Consider the following 25,466-nt stretch of genomic DNA (forward strand, 5'->3'; position numbering starts at 1 on the left):
ATTCCCGATTCCCTATATAGCGTCTCTTGTCATCCGTCTGGTCAGATCAGAAACCGAGCAAGATACCATCGCCCGATCCTGGCACATCACCAGTTACTGCTGCGTGAACCACCGCAATCAGGAATACGGTAAAGCAGGCGAAAACAAGACCGTCAACCCGGTCCATGAAACCGCCATGACCCGGAATAAGATGACTGGAATCCTTCACCCCGAACCGGCGTTTGATGAAGGATTCAAACAGATCGCCAATCTGGCTGAAGATGGAGAGCGCAAGCGCCAGCGAAAGTACGGTCAGCGAGATGGCGCCATGATAGGCCAGCGCTACAGCGCCGCCCGCAACCAGGCCAAAAAACGTGCCGCCAGCAGCACCCGACCAGGTCTTTCCGGGAGAGATCGATGGCGCGAGCTTTGGACCACCGACAGCGCGCCCGACGAAATAGGCAAGAATGTCAGTCGCCCAGACGATCGAGAAGACGAAAAGCATGCCGACGAGGCCAGTCGATTCCTCGCCACGAATGGCCGCGAGCGAAATGCCGCTGAGAGAAGAGTAGACGATGCCGCCAACAAGCCACCAGTTTGGACCCCGCAGGATCGGAAACAGAGCAGCAGTGATCGTAAAGCCGGATAGCAGAGGAAGATCAAGCGAGCTTTCGCCAAAGATCGTATTGCCACTCATCACCGCGACAGAGAACCAGCCCCAGGCATAACCCGTCGGATTGGTGTCAGAAAGTCGGGTGATCGTGCTCCACTCATAAAAGATGAGAAGCGACAGAAGTCCGGCGATAGCGCGGAACATGATCCCGCCATACCATGTCGCCGTCAAAATGACGACGGCCATCACGATGCCCGAAATGATCCGCAGCTTCAATTCGCGGCTCATCAGGCGCCCGCCATCGCAATTTGAGTGGAGAGGCCACCGAAGCGACGATCGCGCGTCATGTACTGATCGATCGCAGCCATCAGTGTCTGGCGATTGAAATCAGGCCAGTAGTCCGGAATGAAGAGAAACTCAGAGTAAGCGGCTTGCCACAACAGGAAGTTTGACAGCCGCTCCTCGCCGCTGGTTCGGATGATAAGGTCTGGATCGGGAATACCTGCCGTATCAAGCCGAGCGGAAATCGCCTCTGGCGTGATCGCGGAAGCGTCGAGCCGGCCTTCTGCAACATCCAGCGCAAGCGACGCGGCAGCGCGGGCAATCTCGTTACGCGAACCGTAGTTAAAGGCAATGATCAGTGTCAGCGCCGTATTATCGCGTGTCGTCTGCTCCGCCTCTTCAAGCAGGGCTCGGACATCGGCCTTCAGTCCTGCTCTGTCACCGATGATACGTACCCGAACATTTTCCTCGTGCAACTCCGCAAGGTCGCGACGAATGAAAGCCTTCAGCAATCCAAGAAGGTCGGAAACCTCAGATTGTGGCCGGCGCCAGTTTTCCGAGGAGAAGGCGAAGAGCGTCAGATACTTCAAGCCGCACTGGCCAGCCGCCCTCACCGTTTCGCGCACGGCATCGACGCCCCGTCTGTGGCCCATGATGCGTGGCAAGCCACGCTGCTTGGCCCAGCGACCGTTACCATCCATGATGATAGCGACGTGCTCAGGTAACGGTGAAGGTGCGATTTCCGACATCTCAATCCATTTCAGGGTGTGCGGAGTTCAAGACAGCAAGTCTATGCCATGACAGAGGCAGTGATCGGTTAAACCGATTATACCTGCATGATTTCCTTTTCCTTCTCCGCAAGCAAGCGATCAATTTCAGAAATCGTGTCGTCCGTCATTTTCTGAACCTTGTCGGATTTGGCACGGCTTTCGTCCTGCCCGATGTCTCCATCCTTTTCGGCCTTTTTGAGACCGTCCATACCATCGCGGCGAACGTGGCGGATGGCGACCTTGGCCTTCTCGGCATAGTCGTGCGCAACTTTCACGAGCGACTTGCGACGCTCTTCGTTGAGCTCTGGAAGAGGAATACGCAGATTCTGGCCGTCGACAATCGGGTTGAGCCCAAGATTGGACTCGCGAATGGCGCGGTCGACCGCGCCGACCATAGACTTGTCCCAGATATTGACGCCAAGCATGCGCGGCTCCGGCACGGTGATATTGGCCACCTGGGAGAGCGGAACGCGGGAACCATAGGCATCGACCGTGACGGGATCGAGAATGTTGGCGGAAGCGCGTCCGGTTCTGAGCGACGCGATATCGTTCTTGAACGCGTTGATGGCACCGTCCATGCGGCGCTTGATGTCATTGAGGTCAACACCACTCATCTTCATACTCCATTTTCGTTCTGGCCTTGGCGGCCCATTATCTTTACCGGCGCAATAAAGCGTCCGGCAATTATGCGTCGTGAACGATGGTCTTGAGACCGCCGCCCGTCAATATTTGCGCAAAACCACCCTTTTCGTGGATAGAGAACACGATGATAGGAATGTGATTTTCCCGCGCCAGCGCAACAGCCGCTACATCCATCACCGCAAGGCCCTTTGCCAGCACTTCCGAGTGGGTGAGTTCATCGAAACGCGTTGCTGTAGGGTCTTTCTTGGGATCGGCTGAGTAGATGCCGTCGACCTGCGTGCCCTTGAAGATTGCCTCTGCTCCCATTTCCGCAGCGCGTAGAGCTGCGGCAGAATCAGTGGTGAAGAACGGATTGCCGGTGCCGCCGGCAAAAATCACCACCCTGCCCTGCGACAGATGATGGATCGCAGCACGCTGCGAGAAGCTTTCGCAGATCTCCGGCATGGCGATAGCGGAAAGAACGACGGTGTCGATGTTGAGCTTGCGAAGGGACGTGGCGAGCGCCAGAGCATTGATCACGGTTGCCAGCATGCCCATGTGGTCACCGGTCACGCGGTCGCCACCCTTGGAGGCAACGGCCACGCCGCGGAAGATGTTTCCGCCGCCAACAACGACCCCGACCTCAACGCCCATGGCCCGCGCTTCGGCGATATCAGACGCGATACGATCCGCGACGGCGACATCGATGCCGAAGCCTTGGTCGCCCATGAGGGCTTCGCCGGATGCCTTGAGAAGAACACGTTTATAGAGCGGCTTGGAAGACATCATGACTCCTTTAGCAGGCAACGCAAAAGCCAGGAGCGGCTTAGCGGCAATGGCAGGCGAAACATACTTGGTTCGACATCGCAAGAACATCTGTAAAGATTTTGCGGGCAAACCGAACGATAACCGGAACGCCGATACACGAAGGGCACCGCGTTGTCACGCGATGCCCCGGAGTTTTCCAATATTTGGGTAAAGGGATCAGCCCTTTGCGACGGCCGCAACTTCTGCAGCGAAATCGCTTTCTTCCTTCTCGATGCCTTCGCCGAGAAGCAGGCGAGCCATGCCCACAACTTCGATCTTGGCGCCGGCTTCCTTTTCGGCTTCTTTGATAGCAGCCTCAACCGTGAGGTCGGGGTTGATAACGAAAGCCTGAGACAGAAGAGCAACTTCTTCGAAGAACTTGCGCATGCGACCATCGACCATCTTTTCGATGATGGCTTCCGGCTTGCCCGATTCACGAGCCTGTTCGATGAAGACGTTGCGTTCGCGCTCAGCAACAGCTGCGTCGACTTCTTCAGCGCGGATCGCGAGCGGGTTGGTTGCAGCAACGTGCATGGCAACCTGACGACCGATCGAGGTCAGAACAGCCTTGTCGCCCTCAGACTTCAGAGCAACCAGAACGCCGAGCTTGCCAATGCCGTCGCCAGCAGCGTTGTGAACGTAGGTCGCAACAACGCCGTGCTCGACTTCGAGCAGAGCTGCGCGGCGAAGAGCCATGTTTTCGCCGATTGTGGCGATAGCGTCCTTGATCGTGTCGGAAACAGACTTGCCGGTCGCAGGATAGGTGGCGGCAGCGATCGCATCGACGGAGCCATCGGTCGTCAGAGCGACAGAAGCAACGCCACGAACGATGTCCTGGAAGGCGTCGTTGCGAGCAACGAAGTCGGTTTCGGAGTTGATTTCGACGACGACAGCCTTGTGGCCGGCAGACGCAATACCGATGAGGCCTTCAGCAGCGGTACGGCCAGACTTCTTGTCAGCCTTTGCAATACCCTTGGCGCGCAGCCAGTCGATTGCCGCTTCCATGTCGCCATTGGTTTCAGCCAGGGCCTTCTTGCAATCCATCATGCCTGCGCCAGACTTTTCGCGCAGTTCCTTTACCATTGCGGCGGTGATTTCGCTCATTGTGTGCCTCTTGTCGGTTCGGTCGGTCACGGCAGTCTTGCCAGGCCGAAATCGGATTGTGGGAACGAATGTACCCGGAACTGTGACAAGCTGATGAAACAGCCGCCACGAAACTTGTGAAACCAGCCGCTGTTCCCGTTTGGGCCAATTGCTCGGTCAACGGTGTGCTGCGGCTTGAAACGAACAAGGCCGTCGAACGTGCAGTCCAGAACGGCCTTGTCTTATCCTGATGAGAAGGCGGCGCGGTGAGCGCCGCCGAAGGCCAATATCAGGCGTTGGCTTCGTCTTCGAGAGCAGGCTCGATCGGAGCTTCTTCAGCAGCGCCGATGTCGCGGCCGGAAGCGCCCTGCTGACGTGCGATACCGTCGATGGCAGCGCGGGCGATCAAATCGCAGTAAAGCGAAATGGCGCGCGAAGCGTCGTCGTTGCCGGGGATCGGGAAGTCGATGTGGTCCGGATCGCAGTTGGAGTCGATGATGGCGACAACCGGAATGCCAAGACGCTTGGCTTCTTCGATCGCGATCTTTTCCTTGTTGGTATCGACGATGAACATCAGGTCCGGAACGCCACCCATATCGCGGATACCGCCGAGAGCCTTTTCAAGTTTTTCGCGCTCGCGCTCGAGGTTCAGACGCTCCTTCTTGGAGTAGCCAGAAGCTTCCGAGTTGAGGATTTCGTCGACCTTGCGAAGACGCTGGATCGAGTTCGAAATCGTCTTCCAGTTGGTCATCATGCCGCCGAGCCAACGCGAGTTGACGTAGTACTGAGCGGAGCGCTTTGCGCTGTCTGCAATGATTTCGGAAGCCTGACGCTTCGTGCCGACGAACAGAACGCGGCCACCACGAGCAACGGTGTCGGAAACGACCTGAAGCGCGCGCGACAGCATTGGAACGGTCTGAGCCAGGTCGATGATGTGGATGTTGTTACGATCGCCGAAGATGTACGGCTTCATCTTCGGGTTCCAGCGATGTGTCTGGTGGCCGAAGTGAACACCAGCTTCCAGAAGCTGGCGCATAGAAAAATCGGGCAATGCCATGCCTAGTTACTCCTTTTCCGGTTGAACCCCCGCGAAGCGAACAGCGCCGTTTGAGCGGCACCACCGGGCGGAATGAACCGGATTTCTCCCGGAACACCCCAAGCTTCGCGTGTGGAATGGTGAGCCGCATACAGCGAGCTCACCCAAATTGCAAGCATCCGGCATGAAAAAACGCCGGCATCGTCAGATTTCAGCGCACTTGTGGCGCTTCGCAGGTTTCAGGCTTGAGAACATCGAGCTTTGCAAGCTTGCCGGTCAAGACGAAGTCGCCATAGTCCATTGTCAGGTCTCGGGTGATTCCGTTCTCGTAAAGCTTGAACGACATGCGATAGATCGGCAGCGAGTCCGTTCCCGTCTTGTCGTTATAATAGGCAATCGTGACTGGCCAGAATGGCGCCTTGGCAAAGTCTCCCGCCATACTGGCATCGGCATCGCCGTCTTTGGGAGTCTGCTGCTTTCCGACGAGAGTGGATGTGATCAGGCTTTGATCACCGTCATCGGAACCGTCGAAGACGCGCGATTCGAAGATACGCTTGCCCATCTTGGCATTCTCGATGACCTGGAACATATGCTCCGTAGGGAATTCACCAGGTACGAGATCGATTTCACGCGGATCCGGCTTCGAGAGGTCGACTTTCATCTTGCCTTCGACGTCAGCGGCAGAACCGATAACTTCCTTGTCGAGCTTGTCGTCGGTGAAGGACTTGGTTTCGAAGGTGAATTTCTTCGATGCCGCGTCCTCGTAGGTCGTCGTCTGCTGGTCGGTCATCCGCACCGCGTCACCGGTATTGATCTGGGTGACAAAACGAAAATCCGTCTTGTAGCCCTTGCAGGACGAGCCGGTGAATTCATAGACCATACGTCCGGTCATACCTTCGATGCCGGAGCGGTCGGACGCGTCCTTCAGCTCAAGATCATAGACGGCGCGGTGGGAGATCAGATTGGGAACGCTGGCAGGCACGGCACTTGCGATGCAGGGCATGAGGCCCACGCCAGCGGCAAGAACGAGAGCAAGGTTCCTGACGATCATTCAATATCTCCTGTTGGACTCATCGCTCATACTGTACAAGCAACCGTCCGGCTTTTGGACATCATGCCCTGAATGCCGGATTTTTGAAAGTTTTACAACCAAAGCGGAAACGGAAAAAATGTCGGACGCAATCGAAGCCCGCCTCAAGGAACTCGGATACACTCTTCCCGCCGCAGCAGCCCCTGCCGCCAACTATGTTCCCTTCACCATCAGCGGCAATCTGCTCTATATTTCTGGCCAATTGCCGATGGAATCCGGCAAGATTGCGGTCACCGGACACGTCGGTCGCGACGTTGATGTTGCCAGCGCGCAAAAGGCGGCAGAGCTTTGCGCCGTTAATATTCTAGCGCAGGTCAAAGCGGCGTTGAACGGCGATCTGTCCAAGGTCCGTCGTGTGCTGAAGCTGAACGGATTCGTTGCCTCCGTCCCGGAGTTCACGGAACAGCACCTCGTCATCAACGGCGCGTCTAACCTGATCGCCAATGTTCTGGGTGACGCAGGCAAGCACGCGCGCGCAGCGGTCGGAATGGCATCGCTTCCTTTCAATGCCGCCGTCGAAATCGACGCCATCGTGGAAATCGACGTATGACACTGAAACTGTCCTGGTTGACGGCGCAGCCCGTCGCCCATCGCGGCTACCACGATCTGAACAAGCAAGTCTGGGAGAACACGCTTTCAGCCTTCTCCCGAGCCATCGAGGGCGGTTATGCCATCGAATGCGATGTGCAACTGGCCGCAGACAGCGTTCCGGTCGTTTTTCATGACGATGAGATGACCCGTCTTACGGGCATCAGGGGCGATGTGCGCGAACGCACCTCCGCCGAACTCGGGATGTTGTCGATCGGTCAGACAAGAGATCGCGTACCGACGCTGAAGCAGCTACTACAGCTGTGTGCTGGCAAGGTGCCGCTTGTCATCGAGTTGAAAGGTCGGGAGGGCGAAGGCGTCGATGATGGCTTCGCCGAAGCCGTTCTGGATGATCTCGAAGGCTACCGGGGCCAAGTGGCGCTGATGAGCTTCGACCACCATCTGCTGAAGGCTTTGAAGACTGCAGGCTCCCCCTGGCCTTTGGGGCTGACCGCAGAAGGCGCTGATCCGGAAGACTTCTTCAAACACGACGAGGCAATGCAGATCGGCCTCGATTTCATCTCCTATTTCTGGGGCCACCTACCGAACAGCTTCATTGAAGCGCAGCGGAAGCTTGGCGTACCGGTAATTACCTGGACGGTACGGGATGAAAATGCCTTGGAGAAGTCCTATACTTATGCTGATCAGATAACATTCGAGGGTTTCGTTCCCGACGTGAAGGACCGGCCAGCTACCGCATGAGCGACGAATACACCATTCGCGTTGCACAGTCCTTCAAGGACATTGCTCCGGAAAGCTGGAACAGGCTTTCCGGAGCATCCAGATCGGCTATCGCCAATCCCTATAATCCATTCACCTCCCACGCCTACCTCGCCTCGCTTGAGGATTCCGGCTCGGCCACGGCCAAGACCGGTTGGCTCGGTCAACATCTGTTGCTGGAGCGCGGCGATGGTGAATTGATGGGCGCCGTTGCGGGCTATCTGAAGAATCACAGCCGCGGCGAATATGTCTTCGACCACGGCTGGGCCGATGCTTTCGAGCGAGCGGGCGGGCGCTACTACCCTAAGCTCCAGTGCTCCGTCCCCTTCACGCCTGCAACCGGCCCACGCCTTCTGACCAGTGGCGTGGACGTAGCCGCGTTTCAGCAGGTCCTCGCATCAGGTCTCCGGCAGGTGACAGAGAAACTCGGAATATCTTCCGCGCATATCACCTTCGCGCCGGAAGACGAAATCGAAGCGCTGCAGGATGAAGGTTTTCTGCATCGCACCGACCAGCAGTTTCATTTCATCAATCAAGGCTACCGAGATCACGCCGATTTTCTTGATGCCCTGTCATCGCGCAAGCGCAAGAGCCTGAAGAAGGAACGGCGCGCAGCGCTGGAAAACGGCATCGAAATCGACTGGCTGACCGGCAGCGATTTGACGGAAGATATCTGGGATCAGTTCTTCACCTTCTACATGGATACCGGCAGCCGCAAATGGGGCAAGCCTTACCTCACCCGCAATTTCTATTCCCTCATCGGCGAGCGGATGGCAGACGATATCCTGCTGGTGATGGCAAAGCGCGACGGCAGGTACGTCGCCGGCGCCATCAACTTCATCGGTGGGGATGCGCTTTACGGACGCCACTGGGGCTGCATTGAAGATCATCCCTTCCTGCATTTTGAAGTCTGCTACCATCAGGCGATCGACTTCGCGCTTTCCAAAGGCTTGAAGCGTGTGGAAGCCGGCGCCCAGGGCGAGCACAAACTGGCCCGCGGCTACACGCCGGTCACCACCCACTCCGCCCACTACATCGCCCATCCCGGCCTTCGCCACGCCATTGCCGATTATCTGGAGCGTGAGCGTAGCGAGGTCGAACAAATCAACGACTATCTTGAAGACCACAGCCCGTTTCGCAAAGGCGAACGGCAGGAAGACGACGTCTAGAAAATTGTAAGGGAGCGCTCAATGGCCGTCTATGACGACAACAACATCTTCGCAAAAATCCTGCGTGGGGAAATCCCTTGCGTCAAGGTCTACGAAGACGACCACACGCTAGCCTTCATGGACGTGATGCCCCAGGCACCCGGCCACTTGCTGGTGATCCCGAAAAGCGGTTCGCGCAACATTCTGGACGCCGATCCCGAAGTTTTGATGAAGACGATTCCGGTCGTCCAGAAGCTCGCGGTTGCCGCTAAGGAAGCCTTCGATGCGGATGGCATTTACATTTCGCAGTTCAACGAGCCGGCCGCTGGCCAGACCGTCTTCCACTTGCACTTCCACGTTGTCCCGCGCAAGGACGGCGAGCCATTAAAGCCGCACAGCGGCGCAATGGCGGATGTGGAGATGTTGAAGGCTCACGCCGAGAAGATCAAACAGGCAATGTAAGTGCGAATCTCGACGTTCCGATCGTCGAGAAGAAAGACCGCATCGCTCACGAAAAAACCCGCCGAGTCCATCGGCGGGTTTTTCTGTTAACGGGCTTATGGAAAGCCACTCCAGATCATCGGAGCTTCAAATCAGCCGCGCAGGATCGAACGACCGGCATAGGCAGCCTGCGGACCCAGCATCTCTTCGATGCGGATCAGCTGGTTGTACTTGGCCAGACGGTCGGAGCGCGACAGCGAGCCGGTCTTGATCTGACCGCAGTTGGTAGCAACTGCGAGATCGGCAATCGTCGAATCTTCCGTCTCTCCAGAGCGGTGAGACATGACCGCGGTATAGCCAGCCTTGTGTGCCGTCTCCACAGCATCAAGCGTCTCGGTCAGAGAGCCGATCTGGTTGACCTTGACGAGGATCGAATTGGCAACGCCCATCTTGATACCGTCGCGCAGGCGCGAAGAGTTGGTGACGAAAAGATCATCGCCAACGAGCTGGACCTTGGAGCCGATCTTGTCGGTCAGGTACTTCCAGCCATCCCAGTCGTCTTCGGCCATGCCGTCTTCGATGGAGATGATCGGGTACTTTGCCGCAAGTTCTGCGAGGTAATCGGCCATGGCTTCCGGCTCGAGCGTGCGGCCTTCGCCTTCCATCTCGTACTTGCCGTTTTTGAAGAACTCGGTCGAGGCGCAGTCGAGAGCAAGCGCGACGTCGTCGCCCGGCCTGTAACCGGCCTTTTCAACCGACTTCATGATGAAGTCCAGCGCTTCCGGCGCGCTCTTCAGGCCTGGCGCAAAGCCGCCTTCGTCGCCGACATTGGTGTTGTGGCCCTGGGCTGCCAGTTCCTTTTTGAGAACGTGGAAGATTTCCGCGCCGATACGCACTGCGTCACGGATACTTTCCGCGCCGACCGGCATGATCATGAATTCCTGGAAGTCGATCGGGTTGTCGGCATGCGCACCGCCATTGATGATGTTCATCATTGGAACGGGCAGCAGGTGGGCATTCGGGCCACCGACGTAACGGTAAAGCGGCAGGCCAGTGGTTTCGGCAGCAGCCTTGGCGACGGCAAGCGAAACGCCGAGAATGGCGTTGGCGCCGAGGCGGGACTTGTTCGGCGTGCCGTCAAGCGCGATCAGTGTCTGATCGACATGGATCTGGCTTTCAGCATCGAAACCGCCAAGCGCATCGAAGATTTCGGTGTTGACGGCTTCGACAGCCTTTTCAACGCCTTTTCCGAGATAGCGCTGTCCGCCATCGCGCAGCTCGACAGCCTCGTGAGCGCCGGTGGATGCGCCAGATGGAACGGCGGCGCGACCGAAGGAGCCGTCTTCGAGGTACACATCGACCTCGACCGTGGGATTGCCACGGCTGTCGAGGATTTCGCGTGCGATGATGTCGGTAATGGCTGTCATGGTCTCTCCCTTGGGACTGGAACAGAGGATTTCAGTCGCTTGTCTTAGAGCGCATCGGCAAAGCTGTGAAGCCGTTTTTGAGCCGGATAGCGGTTAAGCGATACTGAAATATGTGAAAGGTCATTGCCACTTCGCTGTAGACGAAGCGTGAGAAATTACAATGACGACGCGTCGTCCTACGCGCCGCCCCACCTATAAAAATCGATTAGGCCAAAATCAGGCAGCCTTGGCGATGGCATCAAACGCCAGAAGCTTTTCCAGAAGCTTCGGCATATCCTTCAGATGAACCATGTTCGGTCCGTCAGACGGCGCGTTGTCCGGGTCTTCATGAGTTTCGACGAAGAGGCCGGCAATGCCGACGGCGACAGCCGCACGCGACAATGTCTCGACGAATTCGCGCTGGCCGCCGGTGGAACCGCCCTGCCCTCCTGGCTGCTGCACGGAATGCGTCGCATCGAAAACCACGGGCGCACCAAGCGAGGCCATGATCGGCAGCGACCGCATGTCGGACACCAGCGTATTGTAGCCGAAAGACGCGCCACGTTCGCAGAGAAGAACATTGGGATTGCCGCTCTCATTGAGTTTTGAAAGGACGTTCTTCATATCCCAGGGCGCCAGAAACTGCCCCTTTTTCACGTTGATGACCCGTCCGGTCTTTGCGGCGGCCACCAGAAGATCGGTCTGACGGCTGAGAAACGCCGGGATTTGCAGGACATCGACGGTCTCCGCTACAACGGCGCACTGCTCTTCCGTGTGGATATCGGTCAGCACCGGAAAGCCGAACTCTTTCTTGAGGTCGGTGAAGATTTCCATGGCCCTGTCGAGGCCGATACCGCGCTTGCCGGAAAGAGAAGTACGGTTCGCTTTATCGAAAGAGGACTTGTAAACCAGCCCGATGCCGAGCTTGGCGCACAATTCGTGAAGTGTGCCGGCAATCATGAAAGCATGGTCGCGGCTTTCCATCTGGCACGGGCCGGCAATCAGCGAAAACCGCTCCGTGTTGGAGAAGGATACAGCGCCTTTTCCCTCGCCAGCGACCACTTTCAAATTGTTCTTTACAGTCATCTCATTCCTCACGACTCATGCGCCGGACATCGCCGGCAACCGCAACTTTGCGAGCATGCAAAGGCCTTACAACATCAGCCCGAAAATCGGAATCAATTTTCCAGCTTTTCAGGCTTGATACCTTGCGCCAGCAACATGCGACAGACATTCTCGCTGTTCTCACCTCCAGAGAAAGTTGGGCCGGTTACGATGCCTTCCAGGCCTTCTTCGCACGCTGGCTTCGGCCTGCTCCTTACTCGTCCTGCGAGACGCGCTTCTAACCAAGCTGAGCGATCAACCTGCTGCTCGCCATCGTCGTGTTCAGGAGGATGCTGTCATATTCCTAGCGGCAAGCTTCCACATTTGCGCGGAAACAGGACAGCAAAACGGCAAGCCCGAACGTTTGCGGAATTTTAAGGGATTGCAGAACACATATGGAACATATAGTGTTCGTTCTGTATTTGTTTCGCGAATCTTCGCAACGCATTCCAAGGGTTTTCTCATGCTCACGCGCAAACAGCAGGAACTGCTCCTATTCATTCATGAACGAATGAAAGAGTCCGGCGTGCCGCCGTCTTTCGATGAGATGAAAGATGCCCTGGACCTCGCTTCCAAATCCGGTATTCACCGTCTGATCACCGCCTTGGAGGAGCGCGGCTTCATCCGCCGTCTGCCGAACCGGGCAAGAGCGCTGGAGGTTATCAAACTCCCGGAAGCCTATTCCGCACCCGCGCAGAAGCCCGTACGTGGATTCTCCCCAAGCGTGATCGAGGGCAGCCTCGGAAAGCCGAAAGCGCCGGAACCTGCTCCTGCCCCGAAGCCAGTAAATGATGCGATTTCAAGCGCGGTCACCGTTCCTGTGATGGGACGCATCGCTGCCGGTGTTCCGATCTCCGCCATTCAGAACAATACCCACGATGTTGCCGTGCCGGTGGACATGATCGGAACGGGTGAACATTACGCATTGGAAGTCAAGGGTGACTCCATGATCGAGGCCGGCATCTTCGATGGAGACACCGTGATCATACGCAACGGCAGCACGGCCAATCCTGGAGACATCATCGTCGCTCTTGTGGATGATGAGGAAGCGACGTTGAAACGGTTCCGCCGCAAGGGTGCTTCGATAGCCCTGGAGGCCGCGAACCCGGCCTATGAAACCCGTATCTTTGGGCCCGACAGGGTCAAAATTCAGGGCAAACTTGTGGGTCTCATTCGCCGTTATCACTGACCGGTGACTGAAGGCACCCCTACATCGGACCGGTTGAGCGCAGTAATCTCAGAACAAAACCAAAAAAGCAGGTCATCGCCTGCTTTTTTTGTATTCCGCGCGTCAACGGAGACAGAAGCAATGATGGGACAATGAAACTGCACGGGTCTATCGCCCTTCTTCGGTTCGGCCTGTCGATTTCCGATCGCGATCGAAACGGCGCAATGCGGGGAAATCCGGAAGCCATGCCTCACGGCGGATTGTCCAAAGCTCGTAGGTCGGCTCAAATTGATCCGGCTCATCGAGTGAACCGAGATTGACCTCTACTTCGTCGCCGCTCCGGCCAAAAACCGGTGAACCGCAATCGGGGCAAAAAAAGCGGCCATTGTAGCTGCGAGTGTCTCCATCGATCGTTACGGCATCCTCTGGAAAAATTGCCGAGGCGAGAAAGAGCGCACCATGATGTTTGCGACAATCCATGCAATGACAAATCCCGACACGATAGGGCTGACCGACGAGAGATAGCCTTACCTTGCCGCAGGCACAGCCGGCAGACCTCACCACCATGTTATTCCTCCTACTTCACGATACCTAGCCACCGAACACCGAACTTCGAATGAAGTTCAAATCCCACCACTCACGGCGACTGTCTTTGCTCTTCGACAGACCGACACATCAAATAATGTGAAGACCGCTATTCGTGATCCGGCCTGTAACTCCCTGTGGGACCGCGCTACGAGATTACTGACAAATGTTGTCACCCGCGAAAACCCAAGCATTGTCCGCATGAGACTGCGCAACGGTATGCAGCAGTGAGAGGCGCTCTAATATCGAACGAGGGCATATGCGCGGATCTGAATGATTGGGACGCGCTTCAACGTGAACCAGCGCCGGAAGCCATCAAGCCATGCGAACAAACGCATCACCATTTGGAGACAAAAGGATGTACGAACTCTACATAGCCAACAAGAACTACTCGTCTTGGTCGCTTCGGCCCTGGGTGCTGATGGAGACCTTGCAAATCGCATTCGCAGAGAGGCTCGTGCCCTTCAACGATCCCGATCCAGTGAACCGCTTCACCCACTTCTCGCCCACAGGTAAGGTACCCTGTCTGGTGGATGGAAATATCACCGTCTGGGATTCGCTTGCGATCGTCGAATACCTTTCCGAGCGTCATGACGGCGTGTGGGCAAGCAATGCGAATGCCAGGGCATGGTCGCGCTCTGCAACTGCTGAGATGCATTCAGGCTTTCAAGCGTTGCGCAATCTTCATCCCATGAATGTTGGCCTGCGGGTGAGATCAAAAGCGCAGACCGAGGCGCTGACGAAGGACATAGCGCGCATCGACGCCCTCTGGCAGCAGGGGCTTGAAACGTTCAGGGGACCGTTTTTGGCGGGCCAGAACTTCACAGCCGTCGATGCCTTCTTCTGCCCAGTCGCGTTTCGCTTCAAGACCTATGAAACGGCTCTGTCACCGGAGGCTGAGGCCTACAAAGCCCGCCTTCTCGCACTGCCAGCGATGAAAGCATGGGAACAAGCAGCGCTCTCCGAGCAATGGCGTGATCCAGATCATGAAGAGGAAGTCCTGGCGTCAGGCGAAATCATCCAGGATTTGCGCTCATCTCCAAATTGACACCGAAGGACCTAGGGCTGCTTCTCAAGCATCTTTCGGATATGGTCCGGTAACTGCGTATCGAACGTCTTGCTGCGCCAGTCATAAGCGCGATGCACGGACCACGCTCTTTCCAGGCTATTCATCGACGCCCGGGCCTTGGCGACGGGCGCTTCGCTGGCGTTCAGCCAAAGCTCTAGCGATCCCGTTTTTCGCAAGGTGGCTGCGCTGATCAGCAGCGCGCCTGAGCGGCACTCGGTGAAAGGCACGAAGCGCATGGTGACGACAATATCTGCTGCATCGCAAGCCGTTCCGGCAAAGGCCGTATCGGATACAACTGCAACCTTGACACCACTGCCATGGCGTCCGGCGCACCATGCGTCTTTTTGACAGGTGAAGAGATTGCGTCGATCGAAAGCGGTGACCATTCTGGCCTGGGCGCTTTGTCTCTCTTCGCCGCTCAGCGGTTTCGGGCGACGTGTCGCCTTCTGCTGCGTGTCGTTGCCTGCCCTTGCAACCTTGTCATCCAGCACAAGCGGGGCAATGTGCTTCTGCGGCAAAGGCACTGCTCTTTCCCACTGGTCGTAGACGAAACCTCTTGCCTGTCTCTTGGTCGTGGCGATGGCATCGTCGTTGCGAAAAGCCACAAGCGCGCCGTCCTCATAGATCAACAGGTCGGGCTTGGTTTTGCGCTGCTCGACGATCATAAGGCCAAAACCTATGATGAGAACAGGCAGCCCCAGAAGCGCAAGGCGCGTGCGCAGCAACGTGAGCAGAAGAAAGCCCGTTGTCGACACGATGAGAAACCAGGAATGCTGGCGCCCGATAGTGGCATCTCCGCCCCAGCTTGCGACTGTTTTGGCGATATCGATAACGATTGCCATGCCGTAGCCCATCACTTCCAGGAAAGGCGCATCGAGCCCGAATGGCATGAGCAGCATCGCCACCAGAGCAAACGGCATGACGATGAGCGACATCACAGGCATGGCCGCAAGATTGGCGGCAAGCCCATAGGTCGTGACGCGGTGAAAATGCTCCACGGAGTAGATCGCAGTGGAAACCCCGCCGATCAGCGAGGTTATGATGACGCCGCCGACGATAGCGCCGAGTTTGGAGGAAAGCACCATCCATAACGGTGGCCTCGCGATGAAACGCCGCTCCCCGTCCCCTCGCCATCTACTCCAGAACGCATATGCGGCAACCAGCGCCAGTGTCGCGGCAAAGGACATCTGGAAACTGGGCCCCATAATCTCATGCGGAGACATCACGAGAATAACGATCGCCGCCAGCGCCACATTGCGCAGGCTGATCGACGGCCTATCGACGAGGACGGCCGCCAGCATGATCGACATCATCAACCACGCCCGTTCGGCAGAGACTGCAAAACCGGAGATCAGGTAATAGGCAAGCGTCATCATGAGCGCTGCGAATGCGGAGATTTTCTTGACTGGCCAGCGCTGCGAGAAAGCCGGATATAGACTGAACGCCATACGCATGCCGACAAAGAAAATGCCGGATGCGAGCGCCATGTTCAGCCCGGAAATGGCAACAATATGCGCCAGCCCTGAAACGCGCAGCGCCTCCATCGTCTCCTCCGAGATTGCCCTTCTCTCGTCGGTGATAACGGAGGCCGCGAACGCACCGGCATCGCCGCCGATCACGCTGCGTATCCTATCAGCAATGGCCGAACGCAGCATGTAGAGCCAGGAGGAGACGTCATGCACCCACCGCGACCTCCCCTCGACGCTTGCCGGCAGCGGCAACGCCTCAGGTGCGCTGTAGAAGAAGCCAGTGGCACCGATGCCATCGAAATAGGCGGAGAAAGCGAAATCATTGAGGCCGGGAAGAGCCGGACCGGACGGTGGAGAGAGGCGCGCCTTTCCGCTAATACCTGCACCGACCGGAACAGGCTCATGCCGGCTGCGAGAAAGAACGGAGATTCGGTCAGGTAATCGCGCCAGCATCGGATCGCTGGTGGATTTCAGTGCGATGACATAGCGCCAGTGACCCTTTGCATCGACTTCGCGCCGCTCCACCGTGCCACTGATCGTGGTGGTAACGGCACCGTCCAGAACGACCGTTCCCACCCGGCGCGTCTCCAGGTCGGCGAGTATCATTCCAAGCAACAGAAGCGCTGCTGCAGCCAGCAGATATGACAGAACGCTCTGACGGTGACGTGTGACGACCGCAGCCGGTATGATGAAGAGACCGCTTGTGAAAAGGGCGATACCTGAGAGCGCAACCGGCAAAGAAAACCAAAGCGCCGCTCCGGCCGCAATGAAGACCGGGACGAATAGAAAGACATGCCGGTACTGTAGCTCCTCGATCACATAACGCGACAAAGCCGCGCCGATACGATGGACTGGGTTCTGCGGCGGGCTGAGCACCGTGTCGTAAGACCCGATATCGTTGGGCGTCACCGTCTCGGGTAAGCTCGATGCGTCCGGCGCGCCCGTTGCGGGCGTGCGCGTGTCGAGCAAGCGAAAATGCTGCCGTTCCCCCAAATCCTGCAATGGCCGCCCTCTTAAGCCCCTGCAAGCAGTTTGCAGCTTGCAGATTCGGATTGCAATCGCCTGCAGCGATTAAGGAAGCATTGACTTAAAATGAAACAGTTGAGGCGCAAAACGATTAGATCAGCATATTCCAATTCTGCAATGCACAATTTGCCTTTTGGATAGCTTGGCATCTTGGCGCGGATCATATAGCTAAATCCCTGACGCTTAATTGGCCGATGCGTCACTCCCGCATCGCCTGCATATTCGGAGGTATGGTATGACGGAAAAAAGCGCGACAGTGACCCTCGGCGACAAGACGGTCGATCTGCCAGTACGAGAAGGTACGATCGGTCCGAACGTCGTCGATATCGGCACCCTGTACAAACACACCGGCTCCTTCACCTACGATCCCGGTTTTACCTCGACCGCTTCATGCGAATCCAAAATAACCTACATCGATGGTGACGAAGGCGTTCTGCTGCACCGTGGTTACCCGATCGAGCAGCTTGCCGAACAGGGCGACTTTCTCGAAACCTGCTATCTCCTGCTTTACGGCGAATTGCCGACAGCCGCACAGAAGAAGGACTTCGACACCCGTGTGACGCGTCACACCATGGTGCATGAGCAGATGAGCCGCTTCTTCACCGGCTACCGTCGCGACGCCCACCCGATGGCCGTCATGTGCGGCACAGTTGGCGCTCTGTCCGCATTCTACCACGACTCGACAGACATCACCGATCCACACCAGCGCATGGTCGCTTCGCTGCGCATGATCGCCAAGATGCCGACGATCGCGGCCATGGCCTACAAGTATCACATCGGCCAGCCCTTCGTTTACCCGAAGAATGACCTCGATTACGCATCGAACTTCCTGCACATGTGCTTTGCGGTGCCGTGCGAAGAATATAAGGTCGATCCGGTTCTGGCACGCGCCATGGATCGCATCTTCATTCTTCATGCCGATCACGAGCAGAACGCGTCCACCTCGACCGTTCGTCTTGCCGGTTCCTCGGGCGCAAATCCCTTCGCATGTATCGCAGCCGGCATTGCATGCCTCTGGGGCCCTGCCCACGGCGGCGCAAACGAAGCAGCGCTCAACATGTTGAACGAAATCGGCACCGTTGATCGTATTCCGGAATACATCGCTCGCGCCAAGGACAAGAACGATCCGTTCCGCCTGATGGGCTTTGGTCACCGCGTCTACAAGAATTACGATCCTCGCGCCAAGCTCATGCAGAAGACGATGTATGAAGTGCTGGAAGCGACCGGAAATTCCGACGATCCGATCATGCAGGTCGCACTCGAACTGGAAAAGATCGCTCTCTCGGACCCCTACTTCGTCGAGAAGAAGCTTTATCCGAATGTCGACTTCTATTCCGGCATCACGCTGAAGGCTCTGGGCTTCCCCACGACCATGTTTACCGTTCTTTTTGCTCTTGCCCGCACAGTCGGCTGGATCGCTCAGTGGAACGAAATGATCGAAGATCCGCAGCAGCGTATCGGTCGTCCGCGTCAGCTTTACACCGGCGCACCCAAGCGCGACTATCTTCCGGTTTCCAAGCGCTAAACCGTTCGGACAATCCAAACAAAAAAGCGTCTCTCATGGGGCGCTTTTTTTATGTTTCTGACGCTGTCAGAGTGGTTCGCCGCACAGGCAGAGACTTGAAGCAAAAACCGCTTGCCCTTATATCGGGCCTGTGAGGACGACCTCGGCCATGTCGGCAAAAGCATTCGGGACGGCCCGGTGATTATCTCGGGAGTTTCCCATGCGCAGCATAGGCGATCGTATCCGCCACGCTCTTAGCTTCGAAATTATTGGCCTTGCTCTGGTCGTCCCGCTCGGCGCGCTTGTTTTCGGCATGCCAATGAGCGACATCGGCATCGTGGGTGTTGTCAGCGCAACCGTCGCGACGGCTTGGAATTATCTCTACAATCTGGGTTTCGATCATATCTTGCAGCGCCTGCGTGGCACCACGCTGAAGACGACACCCATAAGAGTTGTCCATGCCGCTCTTTTCGAGCTCGGACTTCTGATCGTCCTGATGCCCTTTATCGCCTGGTACCTCGGCATCGGCATTATCCACGCGCTGATCATGGACGTGTCCTTTGCCTTGTTCTACGTGGTCTACGCCTTCGTCTTCAACTGGGCCTATGATGCGATCTTTCCCCTGCCGGAATGGCAGAAGGAAGCCGCGGCCAAGTAATGCTTTCGGGCTTACCGTATAGGGAATTGTACGGAAAAACGCCGCGCATCGGATGATGTCGCGGCGTTAATTCTGAGACCTCAGGTGCCGATTACAGAGCCTTCAACGTCCAGGCAACGATCTCGCGAGATGCAGATGCAAAGGCCGCGTCCAGGGCCTTGACGAAGTTGGCGTTCCCCGTACCGCTGACGCGAGCGCTTGCACGGAACACATCCTGTGCCCGAACCGTCCCGTTGCGATCATTCAACAACTGTACCGAAATCTCGATATTGGCGACGTTGTTCTTTGTGTCGACTTCAAAGGCACGAATATCCGTCACAACCTGATAGTCGATTGCAAGCCCCTGCCCCGGACGTCCCACGCCGCCCAGCCTGCCGGTATCCTGGAAGGCTTCGACCAGCTTGGATTGCACCATGCGCGGAAGACGGTCGCTCCATTGCGACTTGGCCAAATACTGGACTTCGGAGTTCGACAGCCTCACGACGATGTTCTCGCTGTCGAGCGCCTTGAGAGCTGTCGGCTCAGCGACCAGCAACTGGCGCGATTTCAGTGATGGCGCCTGCGTGACTGGCGCGGGTGAAACCGAGAGATCGAACGTATCGTTCGTCGCACCGCCGCCGCATCCAGCCAAAAGCGCTCCCAGCAGAGGCATCATCACGGCAAACTTCGTCGAGACCGGGGCGTTTTTCCGGCGAGGCATCTGCAAAATCATGGAATCACTAACCCCCATCAGCGCCGTGTCCGGCCATCATATTGTTTTACGTTCTCGCCACCGAAAATCAGACGCTGCGGATCGCGGTCGAAATTGGTGATCGTGCTGTTCAGATTGTCCACCGTCTGCCGTGTGCTGCTGATCAGCGCCTGCAAATCCCTCAGCCCCCCATTCGAGAACCGAGCCAGATTGTCGGCAATCGGACCGATCCGCGCATTGAGGTTGTCGGCCACAGCCTTGAACGAGGTGAGTGTCTCGCGCGCCTTGGCAAAAAGCGAATTGGCGTCATCGGTTCCGAGCATGCCGTCGACTTTCGCCAGAATTCCGTCAACGCGGTTCGATGCCATGTTCAGCTTGCGAGACATGTCGGTAAAGTCGGCAATAGCCTGATCGATATCCTGACGACGTGTTCCCACGTCATCGGCAATCTGGCGGAAGGTGGAGATGGCCTGGCGGGCATCGGCGGTCGCTGCCGAAACATCTTCCACGGTATTGCTTACCTTCGCTGCATCGACAGAGGCCAGCAACGCGTCGGCGCGCTTGATCACGGTCTGCACGTCAGCACTTGCCTGTTCGAAATTGGCTGAGGTGCGCTGCACTGTTTCCATCACTGTCTGAATGCCGCTGGAGGAAGCAGCCACATCGGCTGTAACCTTGTCGACATTCGTCAGGATCGAATCGATCTTTTGCGAATCCACCGCCTTCACCAGATCTTCGACCGCCGTTAGCGTACCGTCCAGGCGAACGGAGACGGACTGAACAGTCGTCGAAAGAGAACTCAGGCTTTCCAGAAAGTTTTCGATGCCATCGGAGTTGGAAGCGAGCGCAGCGGAAAACTTCTCGGCGTTGCGAACAGTCTCCGTTAGCGGGCCACGAGCGTCCTGAACGAAGCCCTGCAATTCACCGATCGCGCCATCGGCGCGCTTCAATATCTTGTCGGCTGTGGCCAACAGGTTCGTCACACTCGACAGATCCGCCGTCAGTTCGGCAGGTACGCCGGTTTCGAAGGATTTCTGGAGAATGCGTTCCTCATTGCTGCGACCGCCGGAAAGCTCGATATAGGCAGCACCCGTCAGGCCCTGAATTTCAAGGACGGCGCGGGTGGATGGGAACACGGGTGCATCTGCCTGCACTTCCGTATAGGCAATCGAGTAGGCCGGATCGTCCCGGTCGATCGAAAGACCACGCACCGTACCCACCGGGATACCGTTGAACCGCACCGGCGAACCAACGGACAAGCCGTTTGCCGATCCGGGAATACGGATCGTCAACTGAGCCGTCGGACCGCCGCGACCGAACTCGGCCATCCAGTAGACGAAGCCGAATGCTGCCGCGACCACGATCAGCGTGAAAATACCAACAATGGTGTAATTCGCCTTGGTTTCCATGCCTATCCGTTACTCCCCGGAATCTGTTGCGTGCCATCCGGAAGGACGACTGCGCGAGCCCGCTTTCCGCGGAAATATGATTGGACCCAGGGATCGTCGTTGTTGAACATATCCTCGAGTGTACCTTCGACTGCCACCTTGTTGTTGCCGAGAACGGCAATGCGGTCGCAGACTGAAAACAGACTGTCGAGATCGTGGGTCACCATATAGACGGTCAGCCCCATCGAATCGCGCAAGCGCGCAATCAGCATATCAAATTCTGCAGCACCGATCGGATCGAGACCCGATGTCGGCTCGTCCAGAAAAACCAGATCGGGATCGAGCGCCAATGCGCGCGCAAGCGCGGCGCGCTTGATCATGCCGCCTGAAAGTTCAGATGGAAATTTGTCACCGGCATCCGGCTTCAGCCCCACCATTTCGATCTTCAACGCAGCAAGCTCATCCATGAGCTTCTGCGGGAGGTCGAGATATTCGCGCATCGGCAGCTGAATGTTTTCCTTCACAGTCAGACCGGAGAAGAGAGCACCCTGCTGGAAAAGTACGCCAAGACGCGTGTCGAGCGACATGCGCTCCTCGTCCGATGCCTTGTCATAATCAGTCCCGAGAATCTTGATGGTTCCGCCCTGGCGCGGCAAGAGCCGCAGCACGGTGCGCATCAACACCGACTTGCCCGCACCGGACGGCCCGATGAAGCCTAGAATTTCACCGCGATAGACATCGAGATCGAGATTGTCGAGCACGACCTTGTCGCCGAAGCTGACAGTCACGCCCTCGACGGACAGGACGACTTCGCGGTCCTTCTTGCTCTCTTGGCTATCCGGGACTTGTTCTGATTGATCCACAGCCTTCTCCTTAAAAATCGATGGCTGCGTAGAAGATGGCGAAGAGGCCATCCACAAGAATAACCACGAAGATCGACTTCACCACGGACGACGTGACGTGCTTGCCGAGCGATTCCGCGCTACCACCGACCTTCATGCCCTCAACAGCCGCTACGATTCCGATGATCAGTGCCATGAATGGCGCCTTGATCATGCCGGACGCAATCGTTGAGCTTTCGACGGCGGCGTGAAGACGCGACAGGAAGACCTCAAAAGTAATGCCAGAATAGAGCAGCGACACCACCGCGGCGCCAAACAGTGCGGAAAAGTTTGCGATGATCGTCAAAAGCGGCAGAGCGATTGTCAGCGCCACGAGACGCGGAAAGACGAGGACGCCAACGGGATTGAGACCGATGACCTTCAACGCGTCGATTTCCTCACGCATCTTCATCGAGCCGATTTCGGCGGTAATGGCGCTGCCTGAACGGCCAGCGATCATGATGGCAGTCAACAGGACACCGATTTCGCGCAACTGCAAAATGCCGACGAGATCGACGACGAACACTTCAGCGCCGAAATAGCGAAGCTGAAAAGCACCCTGTTGCGCGATGATCGCGCCGATCAGAAACGACATCAGCACGATGATCGGCACGGCGCGCACGCCCATATTATCAACCTGGTTGACGATGGCGGCAGGCGATACGCCGCGCCCTCGGCCGAGCTTCATCTGCGCGCCACGCACGGCGGAACCCAGAATATACATGCCCGCCAGAAAGTCAGAACCTGCCTGTACGACATTGCGTCCGACCGGATCGAAGATACGGCTGGCAATGCTGCGCTTTTGCGTATCCTTCGGCGGCAGCGGCGCTTCATCGGGAAGCGAGGTAATGATCTCCTCGACCTTCTCGTTGCCCTCGAAGTTCACCTCAGAGCCAGATGCTTCCAAACGACTGCGCAGGCGATGCAAAACCCAGGCGCCCGTCGTATCGATATTGTCGATGCCGGAAAGGTCAATCTTGATAGCACCGGATGCAGCTTTTTCGAGCTTGTCGATTTCAGGCAGTACGGCAGAGATATTGGCATTACGCCAGGATCCGGTCAGCACATAGCGCGCGCCGCCGCGTTCCGCGCCGTCATCCGCCGAGATTGCAGCCGGTTCCACCTGCTTGCCTGGTTGCTGTTCTTGCATATTTCTCCGCGCGAATGCAGCTTATTGAAAGATTCTCTTAACGATTCATATCGTTTGCCGGACCAGCAAGCCACAGCGGTGCTCCGTAAATGGATAGAAATTTTGCGGGTTCCACGCATTTACCCCCAACTATAAGGCAATTTTTATGGGCCGTTACCTCGAAGCCACAACACATACCTTTCCAGTTGCAGGAAGCTTCACCATTTCCCGGGGAAGCCGCACGGAAATCCACGTCGTCACCTGCGCTATTACACAGGATGGCATCAAAGGTCAGGGCGAATGCGTACCCTATGCCCGCTATGGCGAGACGATAGAAGGCGTTCTGGCAGATATCGACGCGGCCGCAAAGGCAATTGCATCGGGCCTGGACAGACAACACCTGCAGCAGGCGATGAAACCGGGCGCCGCGCGCAACGCCGTGGATTGCGCTTTATGGGACTTGGACGCAAAGCTCACGGGTCAACCTGCCTCCTCGCTCATTCTTCCGGGGCCGCCAAAGCCGATTCTGACCGCCTATACGATTTCGCTCGCGGATGCGGAAACCATGGCGGCGAAGACCAGAGAAAACGCCCATCGCCCCTTGCTGAAAATCAAGACGGGAACGCAGGATGACGAGGCTCGACTGCGCGCCGTCCGTGCGGCGGCGCCTGACGCGAAAATCATCGTGGATGCAAACGAAGGATGGGATGAAGACAATATCGAGCGCCACATGGCTATTGCCGCGGAACTCGAAATCTCTCTCATCGAACAACCTCTGCCTGCTGGTAAAGATGATATTCTGGCGAAAATCCGCCGCCCTGTGGCGATCTGCGCCGATGAAAGCGTTCATCTGACAAAGGATCTGGCGTCGCTGAAAGATCGTTACGACGCGATCAACATCAAGCTCGACAAAACAGGTGGTCTTACAGAAGCGATCGTGATGAAACAGGAGGCCGAACGGCTGGGCTACACGATTATGGTTGGCTGCATGCTGGGCACATCTCTCGCCATGGCGCCCGCCGTTTTACTGGCTCAGGATGCGGCGTTCGCAGATCTCGACGGTCCGCTGCTGCTTGCACGGGAACGCGAACCAGGTCTTGTCTATGAAGGATCGCTCGTACATCCTCCGCGGCCGGAACTTTGGGGATAAAAACGCGAGCCGGGGAAGACCTTCTTATGCGGCTTTCGAACTGATCATCTTGGGAAATGCGACCGGCTCCAACTGGCCAAGCTTCGGCTCTACGGTTTTGTCGCTGGTCTGCATCCAAGTGATAAGTTCGAAGGTGCCGTCCATGTTTTCGGCAATCGCCGTGCAGCTTTCCACCCAGTCGCCGGTGTTGATGTAGCGGATACCGTCGATATCCTCCATCACTGCATGGTGAATATGACCGCAGATCACGCCATCGACCTTGTTGCGGCGCGCCTCATCCGCCACGACGCGCTGGAACTCACCGATGAAATTCACCGCGTGCTTCACCTGCAGCTTTGCCCAGGCCGAAAAAGACCAATATGGCAGGCCAATGCGGCGGCGCACGGCAGCAATGGCGACATTAACGGCAATGGCGGCATCGTAAGCCCAGTCACCAAGATAGGCGAGAAGACGCGCGTTGCGCACCACGACATCAAACTCGTCTCCATGCAGCACGAGATATTTTCGTCCATCTGCAGCCTCATGGATCATTCGCTCGGCGACTTCGATGCCGCCGAAATGCGTACCGGGGAATTCGCGCAGGAATTCGTCATGGTTTCCGGGAATGTAGACGATGCGCGCACCCTTACGCGCTTTGCGCAGAAGCTTCTGGACTACGTCGTTGCAGCCCTGCGGCCAGTACCAGCTGCGCCGAAGACGCCAACCATCGATGATATCGCCGACGAGAACGATCGTATCCGCCTCGTGATACTTCAGAAAGTCCAAGAGAAAATCCGTCTTGGCTGCTTTCGAGCCAAGATGCACATCGGAAATGAAGAGCGTCCGGAAGTGTCTGGTTTCGGTCTCAGCAGCCATGAATTCGTCCCCTCGTCTCAGGAAAGGCGTTTGGAAATCTTTCAGCTCTTGGAAAACCAGACTCGTGTTTCAGCAAGATGACAAAGCGGCACTTCGATGGCCGGGGTCCTGGCTTTTTGCGAATAGCGACATTTACGCTTTTGCATACCACCCGCCAAATAAACGGCTGTACCACCGGTATGTTTGTTGTATGCAAAGACCTTCA

At 56.9% G+C, this 25,466-nt stretch carries 25 protein-coding genes; 9 read left to right on the forward strand and 16 right to left on the reverse strand.

Features of this window, described 5'->3' with window-relative positions; genetic code table 11:
- Positions 1–46: 46 nt before the first annotated feature.
- From ACQZ5M_RS01585 to ACQZ5M_RS01615, 7 genes are all read right to left on the reverse strand, one after another.
- Complete coding sequence (locus ACQZ5M_RS01585; RefSeq protein ID WP_296018456.1) at positions 47–880, reverse strand: phosphatidate cytidylyltransferase; 834 nt, start codon at positions 878–880, stop codon at positions 47–49.
- Positions 880–1,623 carry an isoprenyl transferase gene (locus ACQZ5M_RS01590; RefSeq protein WP_296018448.1) on the reverse strand — a complete coding sequence of 248 codons (744 nt, stop codon included), beginning with the start codon at positions 1,621–1,623 and terminating at the stop codon, positions 880–882. The genes ACQZ5M_RS01585 and ACQZ5M_RS01590 overlap by 1 nt, the downstream gene beginning before the upstream one ends.
- A 77-nt stretch (positions 1,624–1,700) precedes the next feature.
- A complete protein-coding gene (gene frr / locus ACQZ5M_RS01595; RefSeq protein WP_296018447.1) occupies positions 1,701–2,258 on the reverse strand; it encodes a ribosome recycling factor in 558 nt (185 codons plus the stop codon).
- 70 nt (positions 2,259–2,328) lie between these two features.
- Positions 2,329–3,051: a UMP kinase gene (gene pyrH, locus ACQZ5M_RS01600; protein WP_296018445.1), complete on the reverse strand. Its 723-nt coding sequence runs from the start codon at positions 3,049–3,051 to the stop codon at positions 2,329–2,331.
- 198 nt (positions 3,052–3,249) lie between these two features.
- Entirely contained in the window at positions 3,250–4,176 is a 927-nt protein-coding gene (tsf, locus tag ACQZ5M_RS01605; protein WP_296018442.1) for a translation elongation factor Ts, read from the reverse strand.
- 268 nt (positions 4,177–4,444) lie between these two features.
- Positions 4,445–5,212: a 30S ribosomal protein S2 gene (gene rpsB, locus ACQZ5M_RS01610; protein WP_296018441.1), complete on the reverse strand. Its 768-nt coding sequence runs from the start codon at positions 5,210–5,212 to the stop codon at positions 4,445–4,447.
- A gap of 190 nt (positions 5,213–5,402) precedes the next feature.
- Positions 5,403–6,242, reverse strand: coding sequence for a cell envelope integrity EipB family protein (locus ACQZ5M_RS01615; RefSeq protein ID WP_296018439.1), 840 nt, complete (start codon positions 6,240–6,242; stop codon positions 5,403–5,405).
- Between the two features lie 118 nt (positions 6,243–6,360).
- On the opposite strand from ACQZ5M_RS01615, the gene ACQZ5M_RS01620 reads away from it, so the two are divergent.
- Genes ACQZ5M_RS01620 through ACQZ5M_RS01635 form a run of 4 tightly spaced genes read left to right on the forward strand, consistent with a single transcriptional unit; the run spans position 6,361 to position 9,199 of the window.
- On the forward strand, positions 6,361–6,831 hold the full coding sequence (locus ACQZ5M_RS01620; protein ID WP_296037291.1) for a RidA family protein: 471 nt from the start codon (positions 6,361–6,363) through the stop codon (positions 6,829–6,831).
- Positions 6,828–7,571: a glycerophosphodiester phosphodiesterase gene (locus ACQZ5M_RS01625; RefSeq protein ID WP_296037295.1), complete on the forward strand. Its 744-nt coding sequence runs from the start codon at positions 6,828–6,830 to the stop codon at positions 7,569–7,571. The genes ACQZ5M_RS01620 and ACQZ5M_RS01625 overlap by 4 nt, the downstream gene beginning before the upstream one ends.
- A complete protein-coding gene (locus tag ACQZ5M_RS01630) occupies positions 7,568–8,758 on the forward strand; it encodes a GNAT family N-acetyltransferase (protein WP_449078946.1) in 1,191 nt (396 codons plus the stop codon). Before ACQZ5M_RS01625 ends, ACQZ5M_RS01630 begins: the two co-directional genes overlap by 4 nt.
- Positions 8,759–8,779: 21 nt before the next feature.
- A complete protein-coding gene (locus ACQZ5M_RS01635) occupies positions 8,780–9,199 on the forward strand; it encodes an HIT family protein (protein WP_296078150.1) in 420 nt (139 codons plus the stop codon).
- A 131-nt stretch (positions 9,200–9,330) separates the two neighbouring features.
- Here ACQZ5M_RS01635 and eno read toward each other — a convergent pair whose 3' ends face one another.
- A complete protein-coding gene (eno, locus tag ACQZ5M_RS01640; protein WP_296078148.1) occupies positions 9,331–10,605 on the reverse strand; it encodes a phosphopyruvate hydratase in 1,275 nt (424 codons plus the stop codon).
- A gap of 216 nt (positions 10,606–10,821) precedes the next feature.
- On the reverse strand, positions 10,822–11,670 hold the full coding sequence (gene kdsA, locus ACQZ5M_RS01645; protein ID WP_449078947.1) for a 3-deoxy-8-phosphooctulonate synthase: 849 nt from the start codon (positions 11,668–11,670) through the stop codon (positions 10,822–10,824).
- A 481-nt stretch (positions 11,671–12,151) separates the two neighbouring features.
- On the opposite strand from kdsA, the gene lexA reads away from it, so the two are divergent.
- A complete protein-coding gene (lexA, locus tag ACQZ5M_RS01650; RefSeq protein ID WP_296078147.1) occupies positions 12,152–12,877 on the forward strand; it encodes a transcriptional repressor LexA in 726 nt (241 codons plus the stop codon).
- A gap of 147 nt (positions 12,878–13,024) precedes the next feature.
- On the opposite strand, the gene ACQZ5M_RS01655 is transcribed toward lexA, so the two are convergent.
- Positions 13,025–13,423: a GFA family protein gene (locus ACQZ5M_RS01655; protein ID WP_449078948.1), complete on the reverse strand. Its 399-nt coding sequence runs from the start codon at positions 13,421–13,423 to the stop codon at positions 13,025–13,027.
- Between the two features lie 376 nt (positions 13,424–13,799).
- Between ACQZ5M_RS01655 and ACQZ5M_RS01660 the strand changes: the two genes are divergently transcribed.
- Positions 13,800–14,489 carry a glutathione S-transferase family protein gene (locus ACQZ5M_RS01660; RefSeq protein WP_449078949.1) on the forward strand — a complete coding sequence of 230 codons (690 nt, stop codon included), beginning with the start codon at positions 13,800–13,802 and terminating at the stop codon, positions 14,487–14,489.
- 11 nt (positions 14,490–14,500) lie between these two features.
- Here the strand turns inward: ACQZ5M_RS01660 and ACQZ5M_RS01665 are convergent, their stop codons facing one another.
- On the reverse strand, positions 14,501–16,981 hold the full coding sequence (locus tag ACQZ5M_RS01665) for a ComEC/Rec2 family competence protein (protein ID WP_449078950.1): 2,481 nt from the start codon (positions 16,979–16,981) through the stop codon (positions 14,501–14,503).
- A 259-nt stretch (positions 16,982–17,240) separates the two neighbouring features.
- On the opposite strand from ACQZ5M_RS01665, the gene gltA reads away from it, so the two are divergent.
- Entirely contained in the window at positions 17,241–18,530 is a 1,290-nt protein-coding gene (gene gltA / locus ACQZ5M_RS01670) for a citrate synthase (RefSeq protein WP_296018848.1), read from the forward strand.
- Between the two features lie 199 nt (positions 18,531–18,729).
- Positions 18,730–19,167, forward strand: coding sequence for a PACE efflux transporter (locus tag ACQZ5M_RS01675; protein ID WP_296018846.1), 438 nt, complete (start codon positions 18,730–18,732; stop codon positions 19,165–19,167).
- Positions 19,168–19,258: 91 nt separating this feature from the next.
- On the opposite strand, the gene ACQZ5M_RS01680 is transcribed toward ACQZ5M_RS01675, so the two are convergent.
- The 4 genes from ACQZ5M_RS01680 to ACQZ5M_RS01695 are packed head-to-tail and all read right to left on the reverse strand — an operon-like array spanning position 19,259 to position 23,277.
- Complete coding sequence (locus tag ACQZ5M_RS01680; protein ID WP_296078142.1) at positions 19,259–19,867, reverse strand: ABC-type transport auxiliary lipoprotein family protein; 609 nt, start codon at positions 19,865–19,867, stop codon at positions 19,259–19,261.
- A gap of 29 nt (positions 19,868–19,896) precedes the next feature.
- Positions 19,897–21,267, reverse strand: coding sequence for an MlaD family protein (locus tag ACQZ5M_RS01685; RefSeq protein ID WP_296018844.1), 1,371 nt, complete (start codon positions 21,265–21,267; stop codon positions 19,897–19,899).
- A gap of 2 nt (positions 21,268–21,269) precedes the next feature.
- On the reverse strand, positions 21,270–22,109 hold the full coding sequence (locus ACQZ5M_RS01690; RefSeq protein WP_449078951.1) for an ABC transporter ATP-binding protein: 840 nt from the start codon (positions 22,107–22,109) through the stop codon (positions 21,270–21,272).
- Between the two features lie 10 nt (positions 22,110–22,119).
- On the reverse strand, positions 22,120–23,277 hold the full coding sequence (locus ACQZ5M_RS01695) for an MlaE family lipid ABC transporter permease subunit (RefSeq protein WP_449078952.1): 1,158 nt from the start codon (positions 23,275–23,277) through the stop codon (positions 22,120–22,122).
- Between the two features lie 145 nt (positions 23,278–23,422).
- Here ACQZ5M_RS01695 and dgcA point away from each other — a divergent pair, with 145 nt between their 5' ends.
- Positions 23,423–24,406 (forward strand): N-acetyl-D-Glu racemase DgcA, encoded by a 984-nt coding sequence (gene dgcA, locus ACQZ5M_RS01700; RefSeq protein ID WP_449078953.1) that lies wholly within the window; start codon positions 23,423–23,425, stop codon positions 24,404–24,406.
- Positions 24,407–24,430: 24 nt separating this feature from the next.
- Here the strand turns inward: dgcA and ACQZ5M_RS01705 are convergent, their stop codons facing one another.
- Positions 24,431–25,261, reverse strand: coding sequence for a UDP-2,3-diacylglucosamine diphosphatase (locus ACQZ5M_RS01705; RefSeq protein ID WP_296018835.1), 831 nt, complete (start codon positions 25,259–25,261; stop codon positions 24,431–24,433).
- Positions 25,262–25,466 lie beyond the last annotated feature (205 nt).

The sequence above is a fragment of the Rhizobium sp. 22-785-1 genome (genome assembly GCF_053521965.1).

What these genes read in the sequence shown, in the direction of transcription:
- pyrH (WP_296018445.1), bottom strand. Translation starts at nt 3,051, where the DNA reads ATGTCTTCCAAGCCGCTCTATAAACGTGTTCTTCTCAAGGCATCCGGC.
- ACQZ5M_RS01655 (WP_449078948.1), bottom strand. Translation starts at nt 13,423, where the DNA reads ATGGTGGTGAGGTCTGCCGGCTGTGCCTGCGGCAAGGTAAGGCTATCT.
- gltA (WP_296018848.1), top strand. Translation starts at nt 17,241, where the DNA reads ATGACGGAAAAAAGCGCGACAGTGACCCTCGGCGACAAGACGGTCGAT.
- eno (WP_296078148.1), bottom strand. Translation starts at nt 10,605, where the DNA reads ATGACAGCCATTACCGACATCATCGCACGCGAAATCCTCGACAGCCGT.
- ACQZ5M_RS01620 (WP_296037291.1), top strand. Translation starts at nt 6,361, where the DNA reads ATGTCGGACGCAATCGAAGCCCGCCTCAAGGAACTCGGATACACTCTT.
- ACQZ5M_RS01695 (WP_449078952.1), bottom strand. Translation starts at nt 23,277, where the DNA reads ATGCAAGAACAGCAACCAGGCAAGCAGGTGGAACCGGCTGCAATCTCG.
- kdsA (WP_449078947.1), bottom strand. Translation starts at nt 11,670, where the DNA reads ATGACTGTAAAGAACAATTTGAAAGTGGTCGCTGGCGAGGGAAAAGGC.
- ACQZ5M_RS01585 (WP_296018456.1), bottom strand. Translation starts at nt 880, where the DNA reads ATGAGCCGCGAATTGAAGCTGCGGATCATTTCGGGCATCGTGATGGCC.
- ACQZ5M_RS01630 (WP_449078946.1), top strand. Translation starts at nt 7,568, where the DNA reads ATGAGCGACGAATACACCATTCGCGTTGCACAGTCCTTCAAGGACATT.
- tsf (WP_296018442.1), bottom strand. Translation starts at nt 4,176, where the DNA reads ATGAGCGAAATCACCGCCGCAATGGTAAAGGAACTGCGCGAAAAGTCT.
- ACQZ5M_RS01615 (WP_296018439.1), bottom strand. Translation starts at nt 6,242, where the DNA reads ATGATCGTCAGGAACCTTGCTCTCGTTCTTGCCGCTGGCGTGGGCCTC.
- ACQZ5M_RS01625 (WP_296037295.1), top strand. Translation starts at nt 6,828, where the DNA reads ATGACACTGAAACTGTCCTGGTTGACGGCGCAGCCCGTCGCCCATCGC.
- rpsB (WP_296018441.1), bottom strand. Translation starts at nt 5,212, where the DNA reads ATGGCATTGCCCGATTTTTCTATGCGCCAGCTTCTGGAAGCTGGTGTT.
- ACQZ5M_RS01705 (WP_296018835.1), bottom strand. Translation starts at nt 25,261, where the DNA reads ATGGCTGCTGAGACCGAAACCAGACACTTCCGGACGCTCTTCATTTCC.
- ACQZ5M_RS01675 (WP_296018846.1), top strand. Translation starts at nt 18,730, where the DNA reads ATGCGCAGCATAGGCGATCGTATCCGCCACGCTCTTAGCTTCGAAATT.
- dgcA (WP_449078953.1), top strand. Translation starts at nt 23,423, where the DNA reads ATGGGCCGTTACCTCGAAGCCACAACACATACCTTTCCAGTTGCAGGA.
- ACQZ5M_RS01685 (WP_296018844.1), bottom strand. Translation starts at nt 21,267, where the DNA reads ATGGAAACCAAGGCGAATTACACCATTGTTGGTATTTTCACGCTGATC.
- lexA (WP_296078147.1), top strand. Translation starts at nt 12,152, where the DNA reads ATGCTCACGCGCAAACAGCAGGAACTGCTCCTATTCATTCATGAACGA.
- ACQZ5M_RS01635 (WP_296078150.1), top strand. Translation starts at nt 8,780, where the DNA reads ATGGCCGTCTATGACGACAACAACATCTTCGCAAAAATCCTGCGTGGG.
- frr (WP_296018447.1), bottom strand. Translation starts at nt 2,258, where the DNA reads ATGAGTGGTGTTGACCTCAATGACATCAAGCGCCGCATGGACGGTGCC.
- ACQZ5M_RS01590 (WP_296018448.1), bottom strand. Translation starts at nt 1,623, where the DNA reads ATGTCGGAAATCGCACCTTCACCGTTACCTGAGCACGTCGCTATCATC.
- ACQZ5M_RS01680 (WP_296078142.1), bottom strand. Translation starts at nt 19,867, where the DNA reads ATGCCTCGCCGGAAAAACGCCCCGGTCTCGACGAAGTTTGCCGTGATG.
- ACQZ5M_RS01660 (WP_449078949.1), top strand. Translation starts at nt 13,800, where the DNA reads ATGTACGAACTCTACATAGCCAACAAGAACTACTCGTCTTGGTCGCTT.